General features: G+C 71.6%; 20 protein-coding genes. 14 read left to right on the top strand and 6 right to left on the bottom strand.

Features of this window, described 5'->3' with window-relative positions; all coding sequences use genetic code 11:
- Positions 1-127: 127 nt before the first annotated feature.
- Both AB0M83_RS21690 and AB0M83_RS21695 read right to left on the bottom strand, forming a co-directional pair.
- A complete protein-coding gene (locus tag AB0M83_RS21690) occupies positions 128-1,342 on the bottom strand; it encodes an MFS transporter (RefSeq protein WP_364519643.1) in 1,215 nt (404 codons plus the stop codon).
- 233 nt (positions 1,343-1,575) lie between these two features.
- Positions 1,576-1,872, bottom strand: coding sequence for an antibiotic biosynthesis monooxygenase (locus AB0M83_RS21695; RefSeq protein ID WP_364519645.1), 297 nt, complete (start codon positions 1,870-1,872; stop codon positions 1,576-1,578).
- 212 nt (positions 1,873-2,084) lie between these two features.
- Here AB0M83_RS21695 and AB0M83_RS21700 point away from each other — a divergent pair, with 212 nt between their 5' ends.
- From AB0M83_RS21700 to AB0M83_RS21760, 13 genes are all read left to right on the top strand, one after another.
- Positions 2,085-3,470, top strand: a complete 1,386-nt coding sequence (locus tag AB0M83_RS21700) for an AlkA N-terminal domain-containing protein (RefSeq protein WP_364519647.1) — start codon at positions 2,085-2,087, stop codon at positions 3,468-3,470.
- Positions 3,471-3,490: 20 nt separating this feature from the next.
- A complete protein-coding gene (locus AB0M83_RS21705) occupies positions 3,491-4,315 on the top strand; it encodes an isocitrate lyase/phosphoenolpyruvate mutase family protein (RefSeq protein WP_364519649.1) in 825 nt (274 codons plus the stop codon).
- Positions 4,316-4,507: 192 nt separating this feature from the next.
- Positions 4,508-5,704 carry an acyl-CoA dehydrogenase family protein gene (locus AB0M83_RS21710; protein WP_364519651.1) on the top strand — a complete coding sequence of 399 codons (1,197 nt, stop codon included), beginning with the start codon at positions 4,508-4,510 and terminating at the stop codon, positions 5,702-5,704.
- 43 nt (positions 5,705-5,747) lie between these two features.
- Positions 5,748-7,412 (top strand): ABC transporter substrate-binding protein, encoded by a 1,665-nt coding sequence (locus AB0M83_RS21715; RefSeq protein WP_364519653.1) that lies wholly within the window; start codon positions 5,748-5,750, stop codon positions 7,410-7,412.
- A 60-nt stretch (positions 7,413-7,472) separates the two neighbouring features.
- The gene (locus AB0M83_RS21720) at positions 7,473-8,819 is read left to right on the top strand and encodes a SidA/IucD/PvdA family monooxygenase (RefSeq protein WP_364519655.1); all 1,347 of its coding nucleotides are present in this window, start codon (positions 7,473-7,475) and stop codon (positions 8,817-8,819) included.
- Complete coding sequence (locus AB0M83_RS21725; RefSeq protein ID WP_364519657.1) at positions 8,816-9,187, top strand: cupin domain-containing protein; 372 nt, start codon at positions 8,816-8,818, stop codon at positions 9,185-9,187. Before AB0M83_RS21720 ends, AB0M83_RS21725 begins: the two co-directional genes overlap by 4 nt.
- Positions 9,184-10,722, top strand: coding sequence for a class I tRNA ligase family protein (locus AB0M83_RS21730; RefSeq protein ID WP_364519659.1), 1,539 nt, complete (start codon positions 9,184-9,186; stop codon positions 10,720-10,722). Before AB0M83_RS21725 ends, AB0M83_RS21730 begins: the two co-directional genes overlap by 4 nt.
- A gap of 395 nt (positions 10,723-11,117) precedes the next feature.
- The gene (locus AB0M83_RS21735; protein ID WP_364519661.1) at positions 11,118-12,395 is read left to right on the top strand and encodes an FAD-dependent oxidoreductase; all 1,278 of its coding nucleotides are present in this window, start codon (positions 11,118-11,120) and stop codon (positions 12,393-12,395) included.
- Positions 12,396-12,411: 16 nt separating this feature from the next.
- A complete protein-coding gene (locus AB0M83_RS21740; RefSeq protein ID WP_364519663.1) occupies positions 12,412-13,710 on the top strand; it encodes an ATP-grasp domain-containing protein in 1,299 nt (432 codons plus the stop codon).
- Positions 13,707-14,048, top strand: a complete 342-nt coding sequence (locus AB0M83_RS21745; protein WP_364519665.1) for a hypothetical protein — start codon at positions 13,707-13,709, stop codon at positions 14,046-14,048. Before AB0M83_RS21740 ends, AB0M83_RS21745 begins: the two co-directional genes overlap by 4 nt.
- Positions 14,045-15,391: an FAD-binding oxidoreductase gene (locus AB0M83_RS21750; RefSeq protein ID WP_364519667.1), complete on the top strand. Its 1,347-nt coding sequence runs from the start codon at positions 14,045-14,047 to the stop codon at positions 15,389-15,391. Before AB0M83_RS21745 ends, AB0M83_RS21750 begins: the two co-directional genes overlap by 4 nt.
- A 23-nt stretch (positions 15,392-15,414) precedes the next feature.
- Positions 15,415-15,921 (top strand): flavin reductase family protein, encoded by a 507-nt coding sequence (locus tag AB0M83_RS21755; protein ID WP_364519669.1) that lies wholly within the window; start codon positions 15,415-15,417, stop codon positions 15,919-15,921.
- 56 nt (positions 15,922-15,977) lie between these two features.
- Positions 15,978-17,030, top strand: coding sequence for a radical SAM protein (locus tag AB0M83_RS21760; protein WP_364519671.1), 1,053 nt, complete (start codon positions 15,978-15,980; stop codon positions 17,028-17,030).
- Between the two features lie 52 nt (positions 17,031-17,082).
- On the opposite strand, the gene AB0M83_RS21765 is transcribed toward AB0M83_RS21760, so the two are convergent.
- Both AB0M83_RS21765 and AB0M83_RS21770 read right to left on the bottom strand, forming a co-directional pair.
- Complete coding sequence (locus AB0M83_RS21765; RefSeq protein ID WP_364519673.1) at positions 17,083-18,621, bottom strand: DUF222 domain-containing protein; 1,539 nt, start codon at positions 18,619-18,621, stop codon at positions 17,083-17,085.
- Positions 18,622-18,807: 186 nt separating this feature from the next.
- Entirely contained in the window at positions 18,808-19,233 is a 426-nt protein-coding gene (locus AB0M83_RS21770; RefSeq protein WP_364519675.1) for a MerR family transcriptional regulator, read from the bottom strand.
- A 24-nt stretch (positions 19,234-19,257) separates the two neighbouring features.
- On the opposite strand from AB0M83_RS21770, the gene AB0M83_RS21775 reads away from it, so the two are divergent.
- Positions 19,258-20,643, top strand: coding sequence for an MFS transporter (locus tag AB0M83_RS21775; protein ID WP_364519677.1), 1,386 nt, complete (start codon positions 19,258-19,260; stop codon positions 20,641-20,643).
- Here AB0M83_RS21775 and AB0M83_RS21780 read toward each other — a convergent pair.
- Together AB0M83_RS21780 and AB0M83_RS21785 are read right to left on the bottom strand one after the other, a co-directional pair.
- On the bottom strand, positions 20,618-20,902 hold the full coding sequence (locus AB0M83_RS21780) for a MoaD/ThiS family protein (RefSeq protein WP_364519679.1): 285 nt from the start codon (positions 20,900-20,902) through the stop codon (positions 20,618-20,620). The two genes, AB0M83_RS21775 and AB0M83_RS21780, sit on opposite strands and share 26 nt — an antisense overlap.
- 2 nt (positions 20,903-20,904) lie before the next feature.
- A complete protein-coding gene (locus AB0M83_RS21785) occupies positions 20,905-21,987 on the bottom strand; it encodes an exo-alpha-sialidase (protein WP_364519681.1) in 1,083 nt (360 codons plus the stop codon).
- Positions 21,988-22,006 lie beyond the last annotated feature (19 nt).

Raw genomic sequence — 22,006 nt, forward strand, 5'->3', positions numbered from 1 at the left:
TTTCTTTTTTTTTATTTTTTTTTTTTTTTTTATTTTTTTTTTTTTTTTTTTTTCTTTCTTTGTGTTTCGGGGGCCCTCCCCCCCCCCCCCCCCCCGGCGGCGCCCCCCCCCGTCGGGGTCCGGGACCTCAGGGGGTGGCGCGGCGGGCCGTCATGCCGAGCAGGGCGCACAGCGCCGCCGCCAGGCCGAGCGCACCGCACAGCCACCAGACGCCGTTGCCCAGCGCGACCCACGCGGCGACGCCGAACAGCGGGCCGAGTGCCATGCCGAGGCCGAAAGTCGCCTGGTGGGCGCTGATGTAGCGCGCCTTGACGGCGGCGGGGAACGTCGAGGGGTAGGCGAACATCGTCGGCCCGTTGATCATGATGCCGAAGACGAACACGATCGTGCAGGCGACGAGCGCGACCGCCGAGCCGCCGCTGAGGCCGAACCCGGCGACCCCGAGGCCCATCAGCACGGTCCCGGCCGTGGCGGCGACGTGACCCGGCCAGCGCGTGACGTACGAGGTGATCTTCAGCTCGCACAGGATCAGCACGGCCGACGCGGTCACGAGCACGACGCTGTAGAGACCGGCGGAATGCCCCTCGGCGGTGATCTTCAGCGGCAGGGAAACCGTGTACTGGACGTAGATGATCGACCCGATCAGCACCGAGGCCAGGAAGAACCAGAACCGGCCGTCGCGCAGCAAGATCCCGTACGCGGCACGGGTTCCGTTCCCGGCCGGCTCCGACACCTCGCGCTCGACCCGGCGGTCGGGCAGCAGCCGCACCGCCAAGACCGCGTAGAGCAGCGCGGTCGTCGCGTCGAACCACAGCAGCAGATCCCAGTCGAGCAGGATCAGGCCCGCCGCGATCAGCGGGCTCAGCGCCGCGCCGAGGTTGAGGGCGATCCGCATCATCGAAAAGCCCATGACGCGGTCGGAATCGGGCATCAGCTCGCTGAGCAGGACGGCGGCCGCGGGCCGGTAGCTCTGGGTCGCGAGGCCGGCGAGCAGCATCGCGGCCATCAGCGCGGCGATCAGCCCGGGCCGCCCGAAGAACGGGACGAGCGCGAGGATCACGGCCGAGCCGGACATCGCCGCGGTGATGGTCGCCCGCGGGCCGATGCGGTGCACGAGCTCGCCGCCGGCCAGGCCGCCGAGGACCGAGCCGATGCTGTAGGCGGCGAGGACGAGGCCGGCCTGCCCCGCGGAGAACCCGCGGAAGACCAGGTACAGCACCATGAACGTCTGGACGAACGCGCCGAGCTGGTTGACGAGCACGCCGCCGAGCAGATAGCGGACGGGCGTGGGCGTCCGGCGCAGGACGGCCAGTACGCCGGCGGGTTTTTCGGTGGTGGTCACGGCCGAGCCTCCAGGGGCTGTGCGAAGGGGTGTGCCGCACCTCGATCGGGTGCCGGCTTCCTCATTGCAGCGGCCTGGCCGGTTGACCGGCAGAGTTGGTTTCGCCGGAAAATCAATTCCCGCGTGATGTGGACAACCCCGATAATCGGAGCGTGACGCGGTTGTCGCGGAATTCGCATGCCCGCGCCCGGCCGGACGCAGCGATTGCTGCATCCGGCCGGTATGCGGCAAAATCAGAGGTCGACGATCAGTTCGTGGTCGATTTCGACGAAGTCCGTGATCAGATCGGCGAACTTGCCCGAAATCAGTTCCTTGTAGGCGGCCGAACCGGTGTGCGCGTCGTAGGCGGCCTGGTCGGCGAAGTGCTCGACGAACAGCAGGAAGTCCGGCTTGGCGGGGTCGCGGTAGACGCGGAAGGACAGGGTGCCGTCCTCCTGCCCGGGGCCGAGCGGCGCGAACTCGTGCACGAGCGCCTCGGCCTCGGCCTGCTTGCCCGGCTTGAGGGGGATGGGGAACACCTTCGCCAGCATGGGGGAAACCTCTCGGTAGTGCGGTGCTTGCTCCGGCGACCACTCTGCCGAGCGCCCGGAGCCGCGTCTGGTCAGATCCGGACACGTCTGTCGTCGATGCGTGGCTTCGCCACCCGGACCCGCGAAGAAGTCTTCTCCCGGGGTGCGCACCTGCCCCGGTCCTGTCCGGATCTGGCTAGCGCCGGCCGGGCCCGATCGCCTACACCTGGGACATGACGACTTTTTCGGCCGTGGTCACCACCGGCATCTACTGCCGTCCCGGCTGTGGGGCGAAGCCGCTCGCGGAGAACGTGAAGACGTTCGAGCTGGCCGCCGAGGCCGAGGCCGCCGGGTTCCGGGCGTGCCTGCGCTGCCGCCCCTACCGCGTGGCCGGCCCGGTCGGCGCGGACGCGCCGGAGCTCGTCTGCCGTGCGGTGCAGCTGATCATCGCCGGCGCGCTGGACACGGGCACCGAAGCGGAGCTGGGCCGGCGGCTGGCCGTGTCCCCGCGGCACCTGCGCCGGCTCTTCCACGACCACCTCGGCGTGACGCCGGACCAGCTCGCCCGCTCCCGGCGGTCGCACTTCGCGCGCCGCCTGCTCGACGACTCCGACCTGACCGTCGCGGACGTGGCGTTCGCCGCCGGGTTCGGCAGCCTGCGCCAGTTCAACCGGGACATGAAGCTGGTCTTCCGCGCTTCCCCGCTCGAGCTGCGCAACCGGCGCCGGCGGACCGACCGGCTCGCCGCGGACGGCGGCCTGATGATGCGGCTGCCCTTCGAGTCGCCGCTGAACTGGGAAGCGCTGAGCGCGTTCCTGGCCGACCGCGCGGTCCCCGGGGTCGAGTCGGTGCTCGACGGCGTCTACCGGCGCACGATCAGCCTCGACGGCGAGGCGGGCGTCATCGAGGTGCGCCGCGGCGGCGACGACCACCTGCTGCTGACCGCGCACATGCCGTTCTGGGAGGGCCTCATCCACGTCGTGGACCGCGTCGGGCGGATGGTCGGTGTCGACGCCGACACCAAGCCCGCCGAGGCCGCCTTCGCCGACGACCCGGTGCTGGGCCCGCTGCTGCGCAAGCGGCCCGGCCTGCGCGTGCCGGGTGCCTGGGGTTTCTTCGAAGTCGGCGTGGAAGCCGTGCTGAGCCAGTACAGCGTCCGCGCGCGGGTCCGGCGGCAGCTGGCCGCGCTGGTCGAAGCGGCGGGCCAGCCGGTGCCCGGCCTCGAACACGGCCTGACCCACCTGTTCCCCTCGGCCGAGACGCTGGCCCAGGCGGACCTGGAGGGCGCCCGGCTGCCCGCGAAGACCGCGCGGACGCTGCGTGCGTTCGCCTCCGCCGTGGCCGCCGACGAGACCCTGCTCGACCCCGGGGCGAGCCTGGCCGACTGCACCGCCGGGCTGACGGCGTTGCCCGGCATCGACCGGAGCACCGCCCAGGAGATCGCCCTGCGGCTGGGGCACGCCGACGCCTTCCCGGCCGCCGAGCGCACGGTCGAGGCGACGTTGCTCGAACACGACGTCTTCGCCGACGCCGGCCGGCTGGGCACCGCCTGGCACCCGTGGCGCGCCTTCGCCGCGACCCACCTGATCGCCGCCGGTGTACCGACACCGGCCGCTTGAAACACCCAGAAGGAGAACGGATGTCTGCCACCCGGCTCGCCGAACGGCTGCGCGCCCTGCACACCGACCGCACGCTGGTGCTGCCGAACGCCTGGGACGCCGCCAGCGCGGCCCTCATCGCGCGGGCCGGGGCCCCGGCGATCGCCACGACCAGCGGCGGGGTCGCCTGGTCCGCCGGGCGGCCCGACGGGCACGGCCTCACGCGCGAGGAGATGGCCGAGCTGGTCGCGCGGATCGTGCGCGTCGTCGACGTCCCGGTGACCGCCGACATCGAGGGCGGCTACGGGCCGTCCGAAGATGACGTCGCGGCGACCGTCCGCGCGGTCGTCGAGGCCGGCGCGGTCGGGGTCAACCTGGAGGACTCGACCGCTCCCGGCGGTCCGCTGTTCGACGTCCCGGCGCAGGTCGGGCGGGTTCGCGCGGCCCGTGACGCGGCGACGGCGGCCGGCCTGCCCGGGCTGTGGCTCAACATCCGCACCGACGTCTACCTGTTCGGCATCGGCGAGGCCGAAGGCCGCCTGGACGACGTTCTCTCCCGCGCCGGCGCCTACGCCGCGGCGGGCGCGGACAGCGTGTTCGTGCCGGGCCTGGTCGACCTGGAGACGCTCCGCGTCCTCGTCAAGGAGAGCCCGCTGCCGGTGAACGTGATGGTGTGGCCGGGCGCCCCGACGGTGGCGGAGCTGGAAGCGGTCGGCGTCCGCCGGATCAGCGTCGGCACGGCGATCGCGCAGGCCGCCTACGCGGTCGCCCAGCGCGCGGCGGTGGAACTGCTGGAGCAGGGCACCTACACCGCGTTGGAAGGGGGCCTGGACTTCGGCGCCGTCAACAGCGCCGTGACCGGCTGAGCTCCATCCACGGACGGGCCGCGACGGGGAGGAATCCCCTTCGCGGCCCGTCCGCTGTCTACTCCCGTTGTGCACCCCGTTGATTTTCCTTGACGGCCAACCGTTTCCATCAATTAAAGCGCTGGCTTCAATCACTTCCAAGCGGCCGACCCGGACCGCGACCGAGAAGAAGACCTCGAGGGAAGTGATGTGATGACCGTAGTCGAGCCGCTGCCGGTCCGCCCGCCGGAAACCGCGGCGGAGATCCTCGGCCGGGCCCAGGCACTCGCCCCGGTGCTGCGCGAACGCGCCGAGGAGATCGAACGGGCGCGGCGGCTGCCCGCGGACGTCGTGGACCTCCTGCGCGGCACCGGCGTGTTCCGGATGGGCTTCTCCCGCGACCACGGCGGTCCCGAGCTCACGTCGATCGAGCAGACCGAGGTGATCGAGGCCCTCGCCTACGGCGACGCCGGCGCCGGGTGGTGCGCGATGATCGGGTCGGACACCGGGCTCTACGCGTCGTTCCTGGACCGCGCCGTCGCCGCGGAGATGTTCCCCAGCCTGGACATGGCGACCGCCGGGCTGCTCTTTCCCAACGGCCGTGCGGAAATCGTCCCCGGCGGCTACCGCCTCACCGGCCGCTGGCAGTTCGGCAGCGGTGTCACGCACGCCGACTGGGTCGTCTCCGGGGCGTTCCTCTACCGCGACGGCAAGGCCGAACCCGGCGCCGACGGGTCGCCGCACGAGTCGATCCTGCTCATGGTGCCGAAGGCGGACGTCGAGGTGCTCGACACCTGGCACACCACCGGCCTGGCCGGCAGCGGCAGCTGCGACTACACGATCACCGACGTGTTCGTGCCCGCCGCGCACACGCTCACCTTCGCCGAAGTGCGCGGGGGATCGGGTCCGCTGGCGCAGCCCGAGGTGCACATGCGGAACATGCCGGGCGTCGCGCTCGGCGTCGCCCGCGCCGCGCTCGACCACGCCACGGACGCCTCCGTGTCCGCGGGCCGGGAAGACGACTACCGCACGCAGACCACCTTGGCCGACTGTGAAGGCGACTTCGCCGCGGCTCGCGAAGGCGTCTACGGCGCGTTGCGGCGCCAGCACGAAGTCCTGTCCGCGGGCGGCTCCCTCGACGACCTGACCCCGCGTGAGCGGGCCGCGCTGCCGCTGTCCCGGCGGCACGCGTTCCGCACGGCGCGGTCGATCGTCACCCGCCTCTACGACCTGGTGCAGACCACCGCGATCTACCGGCCTTCGCCGCTGGACCGCTGGCTGCGCGACACCACCACGATGTGCCAGCACATCGTGGCGCAGGACCGGATCCTGCAGACCGCCGGCGCCCACCTCCTCGGTGGCCGCCCCGCGTTCCCGCTGGCCCTCGGCATCACTTCCAGCCGGCGCTGACCCGACCCACCCCAGGCCCCACCCCGAAAGAAGGAAAACACCCATGCGAAAGCTCCGGGCCGCCGTCTGCGCGGCCGCCGTGCTGGCTGTCACGCTCACCGCGTGCAGCACCCCGGGCGGCACCACCGCCGCTCCCACGCCGGACGGCGCCGCCGCGCCCGCCGCGGCGAACATCGACCGCGACGCGGTCATCAGCTACAGCGAAACCGAGCCGGCCAGCCCGCTGGTGCCGGGCAACACCACCGAGGTCGGCGGCATCAGCGTGCTGGGCACGCTGTTCCGCGGCCTCATCGAGTACGACGCCAAGACCGCCGCTCCCCACAACGCCGTCGCGGACTCGGTCACCACCACCGACTCCAAGGTGTGGACGGTCAAGTTGAAGGACGGCTGGACGTTCCACGACGGCACCCCGGTGACCGCCAAGAGCTTCGTCGACGCGTGGAACTACACCGCGTACTCCCCGAACCTGATGGCCGGCGCCAGCTACTTCTCGCACGTCGTGGGCTTCGCCCAGGTCAACAACGCGACCCCGGACGGCAAGCAGCCGGCGGCGCTGCCGGCGGCCAAGGAGCTGCCGGGCCTGAAGATCGTCGATGACAAGACGTTCACCGTCACGCTCGACGCGCCGTTCTCGGAGTTCGGCGTCCAGCTCGGCTACGCGGCGTTCTTCCCGATGCCGGCGAGCTTCTTCGCCGACCGCAAGGCGTTCGAGGCGCACCCCGTCGGCAACGGGCCGTTCAAGTTCGAGTCCTACACGCCGGGCAAGGACCTCGTCGTCAAGCGGTTCGACGGCTTCGCCGGCGCGCAGAAGCCGAACGTCGGCGGCATCGACTTCCGCTTCTACACCGACCTCGACAAGGCGTACGCCGACGTCATCGCGAACAAGCTCGACTTCCTGTCGTTCACGCCGTGGACGTCCACCCAGGGCGGCAAGATCAAGAAGGACCTGCCCGACGACCGGCGCAAGACCTACACCTACCTCGGCTACCAGGCGATCGCGTTCCCGCTGTTCGACAAGCGCTACGACAGCCCGCAGTTCCGCCAGGCCATCTCCATGGCGATCGACCGGAAGGCCCTGATCCAGCAGGTCTTCAACGGCGGCCGCACCCCGGCCGACGGCCTGGTCGCCCCGAACGTCCAGGGCCACCTCGACAACCAGTGCGGCGAGCTGTGCACCTACGAGCCGCAGAAGGCCAAGCAGCTGTTCGACGCCTCGGGTTTCCAGGGTGACATCGAGCTGACTTCGAACATCGACTCCGGCAACCAGGAGTGGATGGAGGTCATCTGCAAGCAGATCCAGGCTTCGCTGGGCCGCACCTGCAAGTTCACCCCGCAGACGACGCTGGGTGACTTCCGCAAGCAGCTCAACAACCGGACCGTCACGGGCATCTACCGCTCGGCGTGGGTCGCGGACTACCCGTCGATCGAGAACTTCCTCAACCCGCTGTTCCGCACCGGTGCCGCTTCGAACGTCGGGCAGTACTCGAACCCGAAGGTCGACGAGCTGCTCAAGCAGGCCGACGCCGCGCCGTCGCAGCAGCAGGGCCAGGCCCTGTACCAGCAGGCCGAAAAGCTGGTCCTGCAGGACATGCCGACCATCCCCATCTGGTGGCAGTCCGGCACCGCGGCCTGGGCGTCCCGGCTGCACAACGTCCAGCCCACCCAGTTCCGCGAACTCGACCTCTTCAGCGTCACCGTCGGCAAATAGCTCCGTGCGGCGCGCCGCGACCCGGCGCGCCGCACGTCGAACCGTGAAAGCAGTGATGACATGACCGTCCACGAGGTGGATGTCCTGATGATCGGAGCCGGCCCCGCGAACCTCGCGCTGGCCGTGGCCCTCGAGGAGTGCGGCCGGGCCGGGGTGGCCCGCTCCGCGATGATCCTCGAACAGTACGAAGACGTGAAGTGGCAGCGCAACCTGATGCTGCCCTGGGCGCGCAGCCAGGTGTCCTACGTGAAGGACCTGGTGACCCTGCGCAACCCGCGCAGCCGGTTCTCCTTCCTCAACTTCATGTACGAGCGCGGCGAGCTCGACGAGTTCGTCAACCTCGGCACCTTCAACCCGTTCCGCTGGCAGATCTCGGCCTATCTGCAGTGGGTGGCCGACTCGCTGGAGCAGGTGAAGATCCGCTACAACGCCCGCGCCGAGCGCGTCCTGCCGATCCACTCGGAGTCCGGCAAGGTGCTCGGCTTCACCGTCCCGCTGTCCGACGGCGACACGATCCTCTGCCGCGACCTCGTCGTCGGCGGCGGCCGCGACGCCCACGTGCCCGAGGTGTTCCGCGGGCTGCCGGCCGAGCGCGTCGTGCACAGCACCGAGTTCAGCACCCGGGTCGCCGAGACCACGGGGCTCGCCCGCCCGGGCAAGCCACTGCGGCCGGTCGTCGTCGGCGGTGCCCAGAGCGCGGCCGAGATGTTCATGGCCCTGCACCAGGAGGCGCCGGGCTCGTCCCCGACGCTGCTGCTGCGCGCGATCGCCCTCAAGGACTACCAGACCAGCAAGTTCGTCAACGAGCTGTTCTTCCCGTCGTTCGTGGACGAGTTCTTCACGATGTCCGAGGAGGCGCGGGCGAAGGTGCTCGCGGAGATGCACCTGACGAACTACGGCGGCCTGGCGGCGCCGTTCCTCGAAGAGCTCTACACGATGCTCTACAAGCAGCGGATGCTCGGCCAGCCCGTTTCGACCATCCGCGGCTCCGCGGACGTCGTCGGCTCCCGGACGGAGCCCCTGCCCGGCGGTGGCGAGGAGATCGTGCTCGACGTCCGCGACCTCAAGCACGACACGGTCGAGCAGGTCCGCTGCGACGCGGTGTTCCTCGGCACGGGCTTCGACCCGCGGATGCCGTCGATGGTCCGCGGCCTGGCCGACTCGATCGGCCTGGAGGGCATCTCCGTCGACCGCCGCTACCGCGCCGACCTCGGCGCCGGCGCCCACGGCGCGCTGTACCTGCAGGGCGTCAACGAGGCGACGCACGGCATCTCGGACTCGCTGATCAGCGTGCTGGCCCAGCGGTCGGCCGAGATCGCCGGGGACATCGTCGAGCGCCGCGTCACGGGCTCCGGCCCCGACGAAGACCGCCGTCGTTCCGACGAGTCCGTGGGGGTGGGGGTGTGATCGACATCCGCCGGCTCGACCGCGACCACCTGGAGCGCGCGTACGGGCTCGACTCGCAGCGGCTGCTGCCCTGGCCGGAACTCAACGCACCGTTCGAAGGCGCCTGGTGCGTCCTGCGTCCCGGCACCACGTCCACCCCGCACGCCCACCACGAGTACGAGATCTTCATCGCCGTCTCGGGCACCGCGACCCTGGTCGTGGACGACGAGCCGCACCCGTTCAGCGCGGGCGACGTCGTCCGGCTGCCGCCGGGGTCGACGCACTGCGTCACCAACCAGGGCGCCGAGGACTTCGAGTACTACGGCGTCTGGTGGGACACCGGGATGTCGGACCGGTTCACGGCCCGCCACGAAGCAGGCGTGTCATGACCGCCCGGACGGTCGTCATCTCGCCCGCCCCGACGGCGAACGGCGACCTGCACCTCGGGCACATCGCGGGGCCGTTCCTGGCCGCGGACGTGCACACGCGCTACGCCCGGTCGCAGGGCCGGGAAGTGTTGCTGGGCACGGGGTTCCAGGACACTTCGACGTTCGTGGTGACGACCGCGCATCGGCGCGGGGTCACCCCGGCGGAGCTGGTCGCCACGTCGGCCGCGCAGATTTCCGCCAGCCTCGAAGCCATGGGCATCGGCGTCGACGGCTACACCGGCGACGACGACCGGTTCACCAAGTGGGTCGTCGACTTCGTCGGCCGGCTGTACTCGGCCGGCAAGCTGGAACTGCGCACGATGAAGTTCCCGTACTCGTCGCGCTCGGGGCAGTTCCTGGTGGACGGCTTCGCGTCCGGCAGCTGCCCGGAGTGCCTCGCCGAGGGCTGCGCGGGACTGTGCGAGAGCTGCGGGCAGCTGGTCGCCGCGGAGGACCTGCTCGACGTCCGGTCCACTTTGGACTCTTCGGACCCCGTGGTGCTGCGCGAAGCCGACGTGCTCGTGCTGCCGGTCGAGCGGTACCGGTCGCGGCTGCAGGCGCACTTCGCGGCGCACGCGCCGGGAATGCGGCCGCACATGGCGCAGGCGATGGCCGCGATGCTGGCGAAGCCGTTGCCGGACTTCCCGGTGACGTACCCGATCTCGTGGGGTATCGAGGTGCCCTTCCCCGAGGTCGCGGGGCAGCGCGTCAACCCGAACGCCGAGCCGATGGCCTGGAGCATGCACGCCACGGCGCTGGCCGCGGAGAAGCGCTCCGGTGCGGTCTCCTCGGAGGACGCGTTGTGGCTGGCCGGCGCGGGTTCGGAGATCGTGTACTTCCTCGGGTTCGACAACATCTACCCGTTCGCGATCGCCGGCCCGGCCATGCTCCTGGCGCTGGACGGGCGCTACGACCTGCCGACGCGGTACTTGACCAACGAGTTCTACGAGCTGGACCACCGGAAGTTCTCCACCAGCCGCGGGCACGTGGTGTGGAGCCGGGACCTGGCCGCCGAGGTGCCGCGCGACCTGATCCGGTTCCACCTGGCCGCGACCAGCCCCGAGCACCAGCGGACGAGCTTCACCCGCGACGGGCTGGCCCGGGTGACGTCGTCACGGCTGGTGTCCCCGTGGAACCGGGTGGCCGACAAGGTGAACCGGTGGGTCGGGATCGGCCCGCTTCCGGTGTCTGCACGGTCGCGTCGCGCGGCTTCGCTGATGGCCGAGCGGTTCGCGGCGTCGTACGAGCTGGCGGGGTTCAGCCTGAACCGCGCGGCGGAGACGATCGCGGAGCAGCTGGCCCGTCTGGACGGCCGCGAGGTGACGGGCGCGAACGCGGGCGACTTCTGCTTCGAGGTCGACCGGCTGCTGCGCGGGGCCGCGCCGATCCTGATGGATCTGGCGGAGCAGGCACTGGGCACGGATCCCGGCGCCGAGGCGGAGTCGTTCACCCCGGCGCCGCTGCCGCGCCTGCGACCGGCGGGGAGCGACCGATGAGTGCGAACACATTGCCGGGCGCGGCGACCGCCGCGCCCGGCGCCGGCCGGGACGGTCCGCTGTCTCGCGTGGGCCTGGAGGCCAGCGCGGGCCGGGGCGACTTGGGCAAGGCGGTTTCCGGGACGAGCCCGGCGCCGACCGCCGGCGCGCGGCAGGCAAGGGCGATTGCCGCCGGCGGGGCTGCTGCTCTGCCGGGCCGCGCGGCGACTGAGGTGCTTGGCGGGGCCGCGACCCCACCGAGTGGTGTGGTGGCCGGGCCGACGAGTGCTGCCGGCCGGCCGGGCACGCCCACGGCCGAGCCGGGCGGGCGCCCGATGGGCGCCGGCGCGCGGCAGGCTAGTGGGCTCGCTGGATCCAGTGGAACCGGCACCCTGCTGGCCGAGACTGGTGCCGGGATGGGGCAGGCAACCGCGGCGACCGCCGGGGCCGCCACCCTGCCGGGCACTGTCACCGCGCCCACCCTGGGTCTGGGCGAAACCGCGTCCCCGGCGGACCTTCCCCCGCACTCCGGTGCCGGACACGACACGCTGCTGACCGCAACCCTGACCACGTCGAGCGCAACTCACCCGGCCATGGCCGCGTCCGCAGCCCGCCGGGCCGGTCGCCGGGGCAGCCTGCGGGTCGTCGTGGTCGGTGGGGGGATCACCGGGTTGCTCACCGCCATCCAGTGCGTCCTCGCCGGGCACCGGGTCGTCCTCCTCGAACGCGGCCCCGTGCCGCACCCCGGGTCCACCTCCTTCGACCAGCACCGCGCGCTGCGGGCGCTCGTCGTCGGGGACCCGGCCGCCACGCGGCGGGCCGCCGAGCTGCACCACCGGTGGCGGGAGCTCGACATGCTGCTGTGCGACCACCTGCCGGGTGCCAACCTGTACCGGCGCGTCGGGGTGCTCCAGGCCCTGCCGCCCGGTCTCGTGCCGTCGGCCGTCGCCACCGCGGGGGCCGCCGGCGTGCCCATCCGGATCGTGCACCCGTCCGGCTACCCCCTCATCGGGTTCCCGAGGGGCAGCGGCGCCGTGTTCGAGCCGCACGCCGGGACGCTGCTCGCCGACCGCGTGCTGCACGCCGCCGCACGGTGGCTGCGGCACCACCCGGACGCCGAGCTGCGGCCCGGCCGGGAAGCCGTCGCCGTCGACCCGGACCAGGCGAAGGTCCAGCTGGCCGACGGCACGACCGTCACCGGCGAAGCCGTCCTCGTCGCCGCCGGTCCCTGGACCGCGGCACTGATCGGCCGGCCCGTCGCGCTGCACCGGCAGACGATGGTCTACCTGCGCCCGCCCGCCGCGCTCGCCCACGCCTGGGCGGCGACGCCCACCGCGGGCGGGATCGGCGCCGACGGGCGGGCGTGGCTGCTGCCCTCGGTGGCGGGCACGCTGCTCAAGGTCAGCACCGACGCCGTCCGGCGTGAGGTGCCCACCCTCTCCGGCCCCGACGACAACGCGGGCTGGGCGGCCCGCGTCCTGGCCGCCGGCATCGTGTCCGATGTGGACGGTTACGACGTCGTGCGCGTCAAGCACTGCCACTACGCCACCTCCGAAGGCGGCGAAACCGGCTTCGTCCGCGTCGGGCCCGCCGCCTGGGCCCGTCCGGCCAGCGGCCCCGACGGCTTCCGCACTGCCCCGCTGGCCGCGGACGCCGTCGTCGCCGAACTCGCCGTCCAGCCCTCGTTCCTCTGACCCGAAAGGACTTTCGATGACCTCGAACCCGGGCGCGCTGCTCGTCATCGGCAGCGGCCTCAAGCTCTACCGCGAATACCTCGTCCGCTCCGTCGCCCGCCGCGCCCGCGAAAACGGGCTCCGGCTGGTCTTGATCAACAACCTCAAGCCGACCTGGCAGCACGAGTACTTCGACGACATCACCGTGGTCAACGTCTTCGACCACGCGCTGCTCGCCGAGACCGCCCGTGAGCTGGCGACCCGCTACACGGTGGCCGGCGTGCTCTGCTGGGACGAGCCGCTGGTCATGCCCGCGGCCGAACTGGCCGACGAGTTCGGCGTGCCCGGCCTGAGCATCCCCGGCGTGCACGGCTGCCGCGACAAGCACAGCTGCCGCGTCCGGCTCACCGCCGCCGGCCTGCCCCAGCCCGGCTTCCACCTGGCCATCGACCTCGACGACGCCCGCGCGGCGGTCACCCGCATCGGCTTCCCGGTGGTCGTCAAGCCCCGCGCGCTCGGCGCCAGCATGGGCGTCTCCCTCGCCCGTGACGCGGGGGAGTTCGACGCCGCGTACCGCGTCGCCCACGAGGCCAGCCTCGTCGGCGACGAGCCCTACCGCGGCGGCGCGATCATCGAAGGCTTCGCCGACGGCCCCGAGATCAGCATCGACGGCGCCGTCCACAAGGGCGAGTACCTGCCGATGTTCATCGCCCGCAAGAGCACCGGGATGCCGCCGTTCTTCGAGGAGACCGGCCACCTGGTCGACTCCGCGGACCCGCTGCTGCGTGACGAAGAGCTGCTGCGCGTCCTGGCCGAAGCGCACCGCGTGCTCGGCATCGAGAACGGCATCACCCACACCGAGGTCCGGCTGACCGACCGTGGTCCGGTGATCATCGAGGTCAACGGCAGGCTCGGCGGCGACCTCATCCCGCTGCTCGGCAAGACGGCCACCGGCATCGACCCGGGCAGCGTGCTGTTCGACGTCGCCACCGGCCAGCGCCCGGACGTCGCGCCGACGCGGTCCGGGGTCGCCGGCATCCGGTTCGGCTACCCGGACCACGACTGCGTCGTGCACTCGGTCGAGGTTCCGTGGGAGGCTCCCGGGCTCGTGATGGCGTCGCCGATGGTCGAGCCCGGCACCACGCTGCGGCTGCCGCCGGGTGGCTACATCGCGCGCCACTCGTTCGTCGCGTGCGAAGCAGACGACGCGGCCACCTGCCGGCAGCGGCTGGAGGACGCGGCCTCGCTGGTCGAGGTGGACTCGGTCGAGATCGAGCCGCCGCCCACCGGCACGACGCTGGCGATGCCGGCCGGGCTCCTGGACGTGGACGAATGAGCATCCACTACGACGGCCGCCGGTTCCGCACGCTGGGCGGTGGCGACGGCACGTACGCGGAGTACCGCCAGCAGGGCGATCTGGTGTGGGCCGAGTTCGAGGGCGGCCACGTCCTGCGCGGCACGGTGACCGGCACCTGCGACGCCGCCGGCGTCCTGCGGCTGGCCTACACGATGGTCCTGGCGAGCGGCGAGGTGATCGCCGGGCACAGCACCAACACCCCGCAGTGGCACGGCGGCACCCTGGTGCTGCGCGAGGTCTGGGAACGCTACGGCGAGCACGCGGCCACCGGCGTCTCCTACCTCGAAGAGGTCATGGCGGAAAGCAGGGTGTCATGACCGCCTGGGACGGCCTGCGCGGCCTCGGCGAGCTCCGGTTCCCCGGCGACCCCGGCTTCGCCGCCGTGTCGCCGGTGAACCGGCGGTTCGCCGCCACCCGCCCGGCGGCGGTGCTCTCGGTCTCGCGCACGGAAGACGTCGCGCGGGCCGTCGGGTGGGCCCGTGCGGAGTCGGTGCCCGTCACGGTCCGCGGCGGCGGGCACAGCTACGCGGGGCACTCGGCGGGCCCCGGCCTGGTGCTCGATCTCGGGCGGCTGTCCGGGATCCGCGTCGACCGCGGGACCGGACGGGTCACCGTCGGCGGCGGGACGCCGATGAAGGCGCTCTACGCCGGGTTGCGCCCGTGGGACCTGACGTTCCCGCTCGGCAACTCCGACACCGTCGGCATCGGCGGCCTGACCCTCGGCGGCGGCGTCACGACGATCTCCCGCGCGCACGGCCTCACGTGTGACGCGCTGGTCTCGACCGACGTCGTGCTCGCGGACGGCCGGGTCGTCACGGCGTCGGCGTCGGAAAACCCGGACCTGTTCTGGGCCTGCCGCGGCGGCGGGGGCGGCAACTTCGGCGTGAACACGAGCTTCACGTTCCAGGCGCGCCCGGCTCCGACCGGCTCGACCTGCGTCGTGCTCTGGGCGTGGCCGCACGCGGTCGAAGTCCTCGCGGCGATGCAGGAAATCATGCTCGCCGCGCCGGAGGCGTTCTCCGCGCGGATCGGCATCTCGCGGTCGGCGGGCGACGACGGCGTCGTCTCCGTGGTGGGCCACCACCTCGGCCCGGCTTCGGAGCTGTGGGAGCTGCTGGCGCCGGCCTTCGCCGTGGCGGCGCCGGACCGGGTGGACATCGAAGACCGGGACTTCTGGGACGCGGCGTCCTTCCTGCACCACAGCAGCGAAGGCGGCGCGTTCGCGGTCCGCACGCGGTGCACGCCGCACGCGATCGCGGACGCTGGGCTGGAGGCGCTCGTCCGGGCGGTCGAGAAGTGGCCCGGCGGCGGCAATCCCGACGGCGCCGGGGTGGCGTTGTTCGCGTGGGGCGGGGCGATCGGCCGCGTCCCGGTGGCGGACACCGCGTTCCCGCACCGGGACACGAAGTTCCTGCTGAGCCTGGACACGTCGTGGGCCGAGGGGGACACGCCGGGGGCCGTCGCGGCGAACCTGGACTGGCTGCACGCGCTGCACGCCGAGACGGGCGAGTTCGCGCCGGACGCGTCGTACGTCAACTTCACCGATCCGGACCTCGAGGACTGGCGCGGCGCCTACTACGGCCCGAACGCCGCCCGGCTCGCCGAGGTCAAGCGCCGGTACGACCCGGACCGGTTCTTCTCCCACCCGCAGGGGTTGTGATGGCTTCCGATCTTCGTGGTGCGATGCGCACCTTCGCGACCGGCGTGTGCGTCGCCACGACGTACCGCGACACCCCCGGCGGCCGGCGGCACGACGCCGTGACCGTCAACTCCCTGGGGTCGATCTCCCTCGACCCGCCGCTGGTTTCGCTGTCGTTCCGCAAGGAGTCGGCGTTCCTGGCGGACCTCCTCGAGACGGGCCGCTGGGTGGTGTCGATCCTCCCGGCGGACGCCCGGGAGGTGGCCCGCCGGTTCGCCGGACCGCGCGCGTCACGCGTCTCCGAAATTGCTGTCCTGGCGGCGAAGCCGGGGGAGCGGACCGGGGCGCTTGTGCTGGACGGCGCGAGCTGGCTGGAGTGCGCCCTGGCCGAGAAGTTCGACCTGGGTGACCACACGCTGGTCGTCGGCGAGGTGCTGGCCACGGGCCACGACCGCCACGCGCCGGCGCTGGTGTTCGTGCACGGCGGCTACCACGCGGTCACCGATCCGCGCCACGTCGCCGGGCCGGGGCAGTGGGGCGAGGCGCTCTAGCGGTCATGTCCGAATCTGGCTAGCCCGGCTGTCCGGGGCCGGGCATGCTCGTCGGGGTGAGTGAAGACGCGATGCGCTGGAGCGGCCAGCGCACGGACCGGGTCGACGAGGGAACGCTGCCGGGCCTGGCCCGGCTGACCGGGTTCGTGCGCAGTGTCCGGACGCCGGAGTTCCGGGACGTGACGTTCCACGAGGTGCTCGCGAAGAGCGCGTTGAACCACGTCCCGGCGGACGCGCGGATGTTGCCGGGCGAGTACACGATCAACCCGTACCGCGGGTGCACGCACGCGTGTCAGTACTGCTTCGCCAGGCCGACCCACACGCGCCTCGGCCTGAACGTGGCCGGCGACTTCGACAACGAGATCATCGTCAAGACGAACATCGTGGAGGTACTGCGCACCGAGCTCGCCCGCAAGCGAAAACTCCCACCGCGCGTGGCGTTCGGCACGAACACGGACGTGTACCAGCGCGCGGAGGGCCGCTACGAGCTGATGCCCGGCATCATCGACGCGCTGACGGGGCACCGGGTGCCGTTCTCGATCCTGACGAAGGGCTCGCTGATCCGCCGGGACCTCGGCCTGCTGGCCCGGGCGGCCGAGCGGACAACGGTGCACCTGGGCGTGTCCTTGTCGATGCTGGACGAGGAGCTGCAGCAGTCGGTGGAGTTCGGCACGGCAACGACGACGGCTCGCTTGGCCACGGTCCGCGCGATCCGCGACGCGGGCCTGGAGTGCACGGTGTTCCTGTCGCCGATCCTGCCGTACCTGTCGGATTCGGTCGCGCAGCTGGAATCCTTGGTGGCCGCGGTGGCTTCGGCGGGGGCCACGGACGTGCTGTACCACCCGCTGTACTTGTCGAGCGGGGTGAAGGACGTGTTCTTCACGTGGCTGCGGCGGACGTACCCGTCGTTGGTGACGGAGTACACGCGGTTGTACTCGTCGGGATCGGAGACGTCGTACCGGCACGAGATCGGGGCCCGGATCCGGCCGTTGATCGCGAAGTACGGATTTCCCGAGCCGGACAAGACGATCGAGGACAAGTTCGCGCTGAACGGCCGGCGGGGGCAGCAGCTTCCGCCTGAGGAACCCGCTCAGGCAACGCTGTTCTGACGGCGTGGGTGTAGGCCCGGAGCCGGTTGGCTGCGGGCCTTTCCCGTTTGGTTCAGGCTGCGAATGGCAGTGGTTGGTGGAGGTTGTTGCGCCGGGGTTTTCGGCGTTTGTCCAGGAACACGGGTGGCAGGAATTCGGGTAGGCCGTCGGTGGCGATGCGGACCTGCCAGCCGGAGCGGTGCAGGAGTCGGTGGTGGTGGGCGCACAGTAGGACCAGGTTGTCCAGCTCGGTCGGCCCGCCGTCTGCCCAGTGCCGGATGTGGTGACCTTGACAGTGACGGGGTGGGCGATGACAGCCCGGGAAGGCGCAGCCGCGGTCGCGCAGGTACAGCGCGCGGCGGAGTGGGGTAGAGACCAGGCGGTGGTGACGGCCGAGGTCGAGGGGTTCGCTCTCGGTGCCGAGGACCGCGGGTATGAGCTTGCAGTCGCAGGCGTGGATGCGGGCTTCGGCGGCGGAGATCGTGCCGAGGTCACCGAGCATGGCTCGACCGACGGCGTTGAGCATGGTGCCGAGGGCGGCTTGATCGGCAGCGGGTGTGGTGGTGCCGTTGTTGCCGACCATGGCCCGGCCGGCGCCGGTCTTGGGGGTGGTGCCGGTATCGCCGAGGGCGGCCGGGCTAGCACCGGTCTCGGGTCTGGGGCCGGTATCGCTGAAGGTGGCCAGACCCGTACCAGCCGTCGGCGGGATGTCTGTGTTGCTGAGGGCGGCCTGACCGGCAGCGGCCTTCGGCATGGTGCCGAAGGCGGCCGAACCGGCAGCGGCGGTGGGTACGTCGGAGTCGCCGAGCATGGTCTGGCCGATGCTCGACTTTAGGTCCGCCAACGACACTGCCACCATCACGTGAGCCCGCTCGCCGGCCTGCGTCGGCAACTCCGGAGAGTTGAACGCCAGGTCGATCGCGTCGGAGAAGGCGTCGCCGTAGCGTTCCAGCGGGGAGCGTAGGTCTGGGCCCTCGTCGGTGCTGTGGCGTTGCGCCAGAGAGTCGAACAGGGCGCTGGCTCGAGCGCCGGTCTCGTCGTCGAAACGGCCGTTCAACTCCCAGAACCCGGTTCTCTTCCGGCGCAACGACAACTCGCGACTGGGCTTGGCCGGTTCGGTCTCGTCCGGTGCAGCGCCATCAGGGTCGAGGTGGGCCAGGATGCGTGCGCCCAGAGCGGCGACCTGTTTGTGCCCGGCCTCGGCGGCGAACGTGAGCAAGTGCTGCTCGGCATCGTCACGGTGCTCGGGCGGGACCTGGGTCATCACCCCGACGATCGTGTCGATCATCGGGCTGCTCAACCGGCCCTCCGCAGCAGCAGCGCCGGTAGCGGGAGCCAAAGCGGGAATGGGAGTGCCGTCGAGGGTGCGGCTCGGGGTAAGGGCGCGGGCTCGCTTCACCACCGTCTCGGCAGCAGCCTTCGGAACATCGGCGAGATGCTCGAAGAGCCGCGCGACAGAACGGTATCCGAACAACTCCATCACGCCGCGAGACTCGATTTCCGCGAGCAGAGTACCGATCTCGGCCTCGGCAGACCGCACAACGGTGAGCAGCGCGGAGACACGGTCGGCCAAGGCCGCCGCCTCCGCTTGCCACAGCGTTTCCCTGTCCACACAACAAGATTACCGACGGCCGAACGCAGATTCATCACTCGATCAGCTGGAAGCTGTACAGCGGCAGGGACACCACTGCGTGGGGAATCGGCGCTCCGGCACCGAGCGGCAAGTGACAACACGAAGCGCCGATTTCCCACGCCCGGCGAAGCCGTATCAGTAAAACTAAGGCAATATCAGTAGAACTCAAGAACCAGGAGCCCAAAGCCCATCAGCATCCCCGGCCTCCAGCCGCCCCCGATAGACCCCGATCTTCCGATCGATCAACTGAAGGTTCTCTTCCAACTCGGCCAACCGGCAAAGCACCTCGGCCCGATGAGCCTCCAGCAAAGCCAGCCGCTCAGCCTCATTCCCCCGCCCGGCGCTCACCAACTCCGCATACCGCCGGATCACCTTGATCGGCATCCCGGTGGCCCGCAGCCTCGTACAGACCTTGATCCACTCGAGATCCACCTGCCGGTACCGCCGCCGACCACCGGAAGTGCGGTCGACGCGCGTGACCACGAGGCCAGCTCGTTCGTAGTAGCGCAGAGTGTGAGCGCTGACCCCGCTACGGCGCGCGGCGTCGGCGATGGTCAGGCCGGCCTCGGGGATCGGTTTGACTTCGAGCACGCTCTAAATCCTACCGTCGACGGCATGAAACCCACGCTTGTGCTGGCGATCTGCTGCGCCAGCATCGTCATCGCCGTCATGGACATCTCCATCGTGACCGTCGCCCTGCCGTCGATCCGCCACGACCTCGGCGCGTCCACAGAGGGTCTACAGTGGACGATTGACGCCTACACGCTGGTGCTGGCCGGGTTCCTCGTGCTCGCCGGATCCACCGCCGACCGGTTCGGGCGCAAGCGCGTCTTCCTGACCGGGCTCGCCGTCTTCGGAGTCGGTTCGCTGCTGTGCAGTGTGGCGCCCGGTATCGGCTGGCTGATCGCCGCGCGCGCCGTCCAAGCCGTCGGGGGCACCATGCTCAACCCCGTCGCCCTGGCCATCGTCGTCACCACCTTCCCCGCCCCGGCCGAACGCGCCCGCGCCATCGGCGTGTTCGGCTCGATGTCCGGGCTGGCGCTCGCGCTCGGGCCGATCCTCGGCGGCCTGCTCGTCGACAGTCTCGGCTGGCGGGCCGTCTTCTGGGTCAACGTGCCGATCATCGCCGTCGCCATCGTGGCCACCGCCGCGTTCGTGCCTGAATCACGCGCTGCCCGGGCCCGCCGGTTCGACCCGGTCGGGCAGGTGCTCGTCGTCCTCGTGCTGGGCTGCGTGGTGGCGACGATCATCGAGGCACGCCGGTCGCCGGTGGTCCTCGGCCTGCTGCTCGTCGCCGGGCTCGCCGCGTTCGCGCTCCTCCGCTACGAACCGCGCCGCGCCGACCCGCTGCTCGAACTGCGCCTCTTCCGCAGTGTCCCGTTCACCGGCGCGATCGCCATGGCGCTGTTCTCCCTCTGCGGGTTCGGCGCCTTCCTGTTCCTCACCACGCAATACCTCCAGGACGTCCGCGGCCTGCCGGCTCTCGGCGCCGGGCTGTGCCTGCTCCCGGTCGGCGTGCTCGTCCTGCTCCTGTCGCGGCGGACGGGACGCCTGGTCGGCACGCGTGGGCCGCGGCTGCCGCTGGTTGTCGCCGGGGTCGCGCTCGCCCTGGGCGGCGCCGCGTCGGTGTGGCTCGGCCCGGCGACGCCGCTGCCGCTCGTGCTCGCGGTCTCCCTGCTGTTCGGCGTCTTCCTCGGCACGGTCAACCCGCCGATCACCACCTCGGCCGTCGCCGGGATGCCGCCGTCGATGGCCGGGGTGGCCGGGTCGCTGGCCTCGGCCGGCCGCCAGACCGGCACGACGCTCGGGGTCGCGCTCGCCGGCACCATCGCGGGCACCGGCGAGACGGCCGGTGTCTGGTGGCTGGTGGCCGCGCTCGGGGCCGGCGTCCTCGCCCTGGCGCTGGTCACCACCGGGCCGCGCGCGACCGCGACGGCCACGCGGGCGGCGGCGCTGTTCGCCGAAGTCGAAGGAGTCAGCCTCCGGCGACCGACGGGATGATCTGCACCTCGCCGCGGTCGCGCAACGCCGCCGACGGGCCGCCGCGGTGGCGGCACTCCTCGCCGTCGACGTAGAAGTTGACGTACCGGCGCAGCTGCGCCCGCTCGTCGCGCAGCCGCCGTTCCAACGCGGGGTACCGCCGCGCGAGCACGTCGAGCAGGGCGCCCAGCGTGGCCGGCTCGCCGATCTCGACGTCCAGCCGGGACTCGCCGCCGGTCTTCTCTCGCAAGGGACCGGGAACCAGCACGGTGACCAGCACGGTCACACCCTCGCGGCGCGGACGCTCAGCACGTCCGGCAGGTGCGAGACGACCAAGTCCCAGCTGTCGCCGTCGTCCCGGCTGGCGTAGACGTCGCCGGTCCGCGAGCCGAAGTACACCCCGGCCGGGTCGGCGTCGTCGGCGCACATCGCGTCGCGCATGACCCCGGCCCAGTACCCGTCCGGCAGCCCCGCGCCCAGGGCTTCCCACGACTTCCCGGCGTCCTCGCTGCGGTACACCCGGCACCGGCCTCCGGGCGGGAACCGCATGACGTCGGCGGTCAGCGGGAACGTGTAGATCACCTCGGGCCGGTGCGGGTGGACGACCATCGGGAAGCCGAAGTCGCTGGGCAGGCCGTCGGCGATGGACTGCCAGCTCGCCCCGGCGTCGTCGCTGCGGTAGACGCCGTGGTGCACCTGCGCGAAGAACCGGTCCGGCGCGCTCGGGTGCATTGCCACCTTGTGCACGCAGTGGCCGTATTCGGGGTACGGGTCGGGCACGTGCACGGCCTTGATGCCCGTGTTGCTCGCCTGCCAGGTCGTGCCGCCGTCCTCGGTGCGGTAGACGCCGCCGGTCGACATCGCCACGGTGACGCGGCCCGGCTCGACCGGGTCCGGGAGCACCGTGTGGATCGCCTTGCCGCCGCCCCCGGGTGTCCAGTGCTCGCGGTGCGGGTGGTCCCACAGTCCGCGGACCAGCTCGAAGGTCCGGCCGCCGTCGGCCGAGCGGAACAGCGCGGACGGCTCGGTGCCGGCGTAGACGACGTCCGGTTCGCTCGCCGGCCCGGGCACGAGCTGCCAGGCCCGGACGAGGGACTCGGCGGTGTCCGGCGGGAACGCGATGGGCGCGTGGTCGGGTTCCTGCCAGGTCGCGCCCAGGTCGTCGCTCGTGGCGACGCTCGGCCCGAAGTGCTCGCTGGTGACCCCGGCCAGCAGGCGCGGCGCCGACCGCCGCGTGTCGATGCCGACCGCGTACACCTCGGTCATCGGGTGGTGGGGGCCGGTCACCTCCCAGCTCGTGCGGTCGTCAGTGCTGGTCGCCAGCCACAGACCCTTGCGCGTACCGATCGCGAGCAGTACCGACATCGGACACCTTCCTCCCAGT

This window comes from Amycolatopsis sp. NPDC051106, assembly GCF_040682775.1.
In the GTDB taxonomy this organism is placed as follows: domain Bacteria; phylum Actinomycetota; class Actinomycetes; order Mycobacteriales; family Pseudonocardiaceae; genus Amycolatopsis.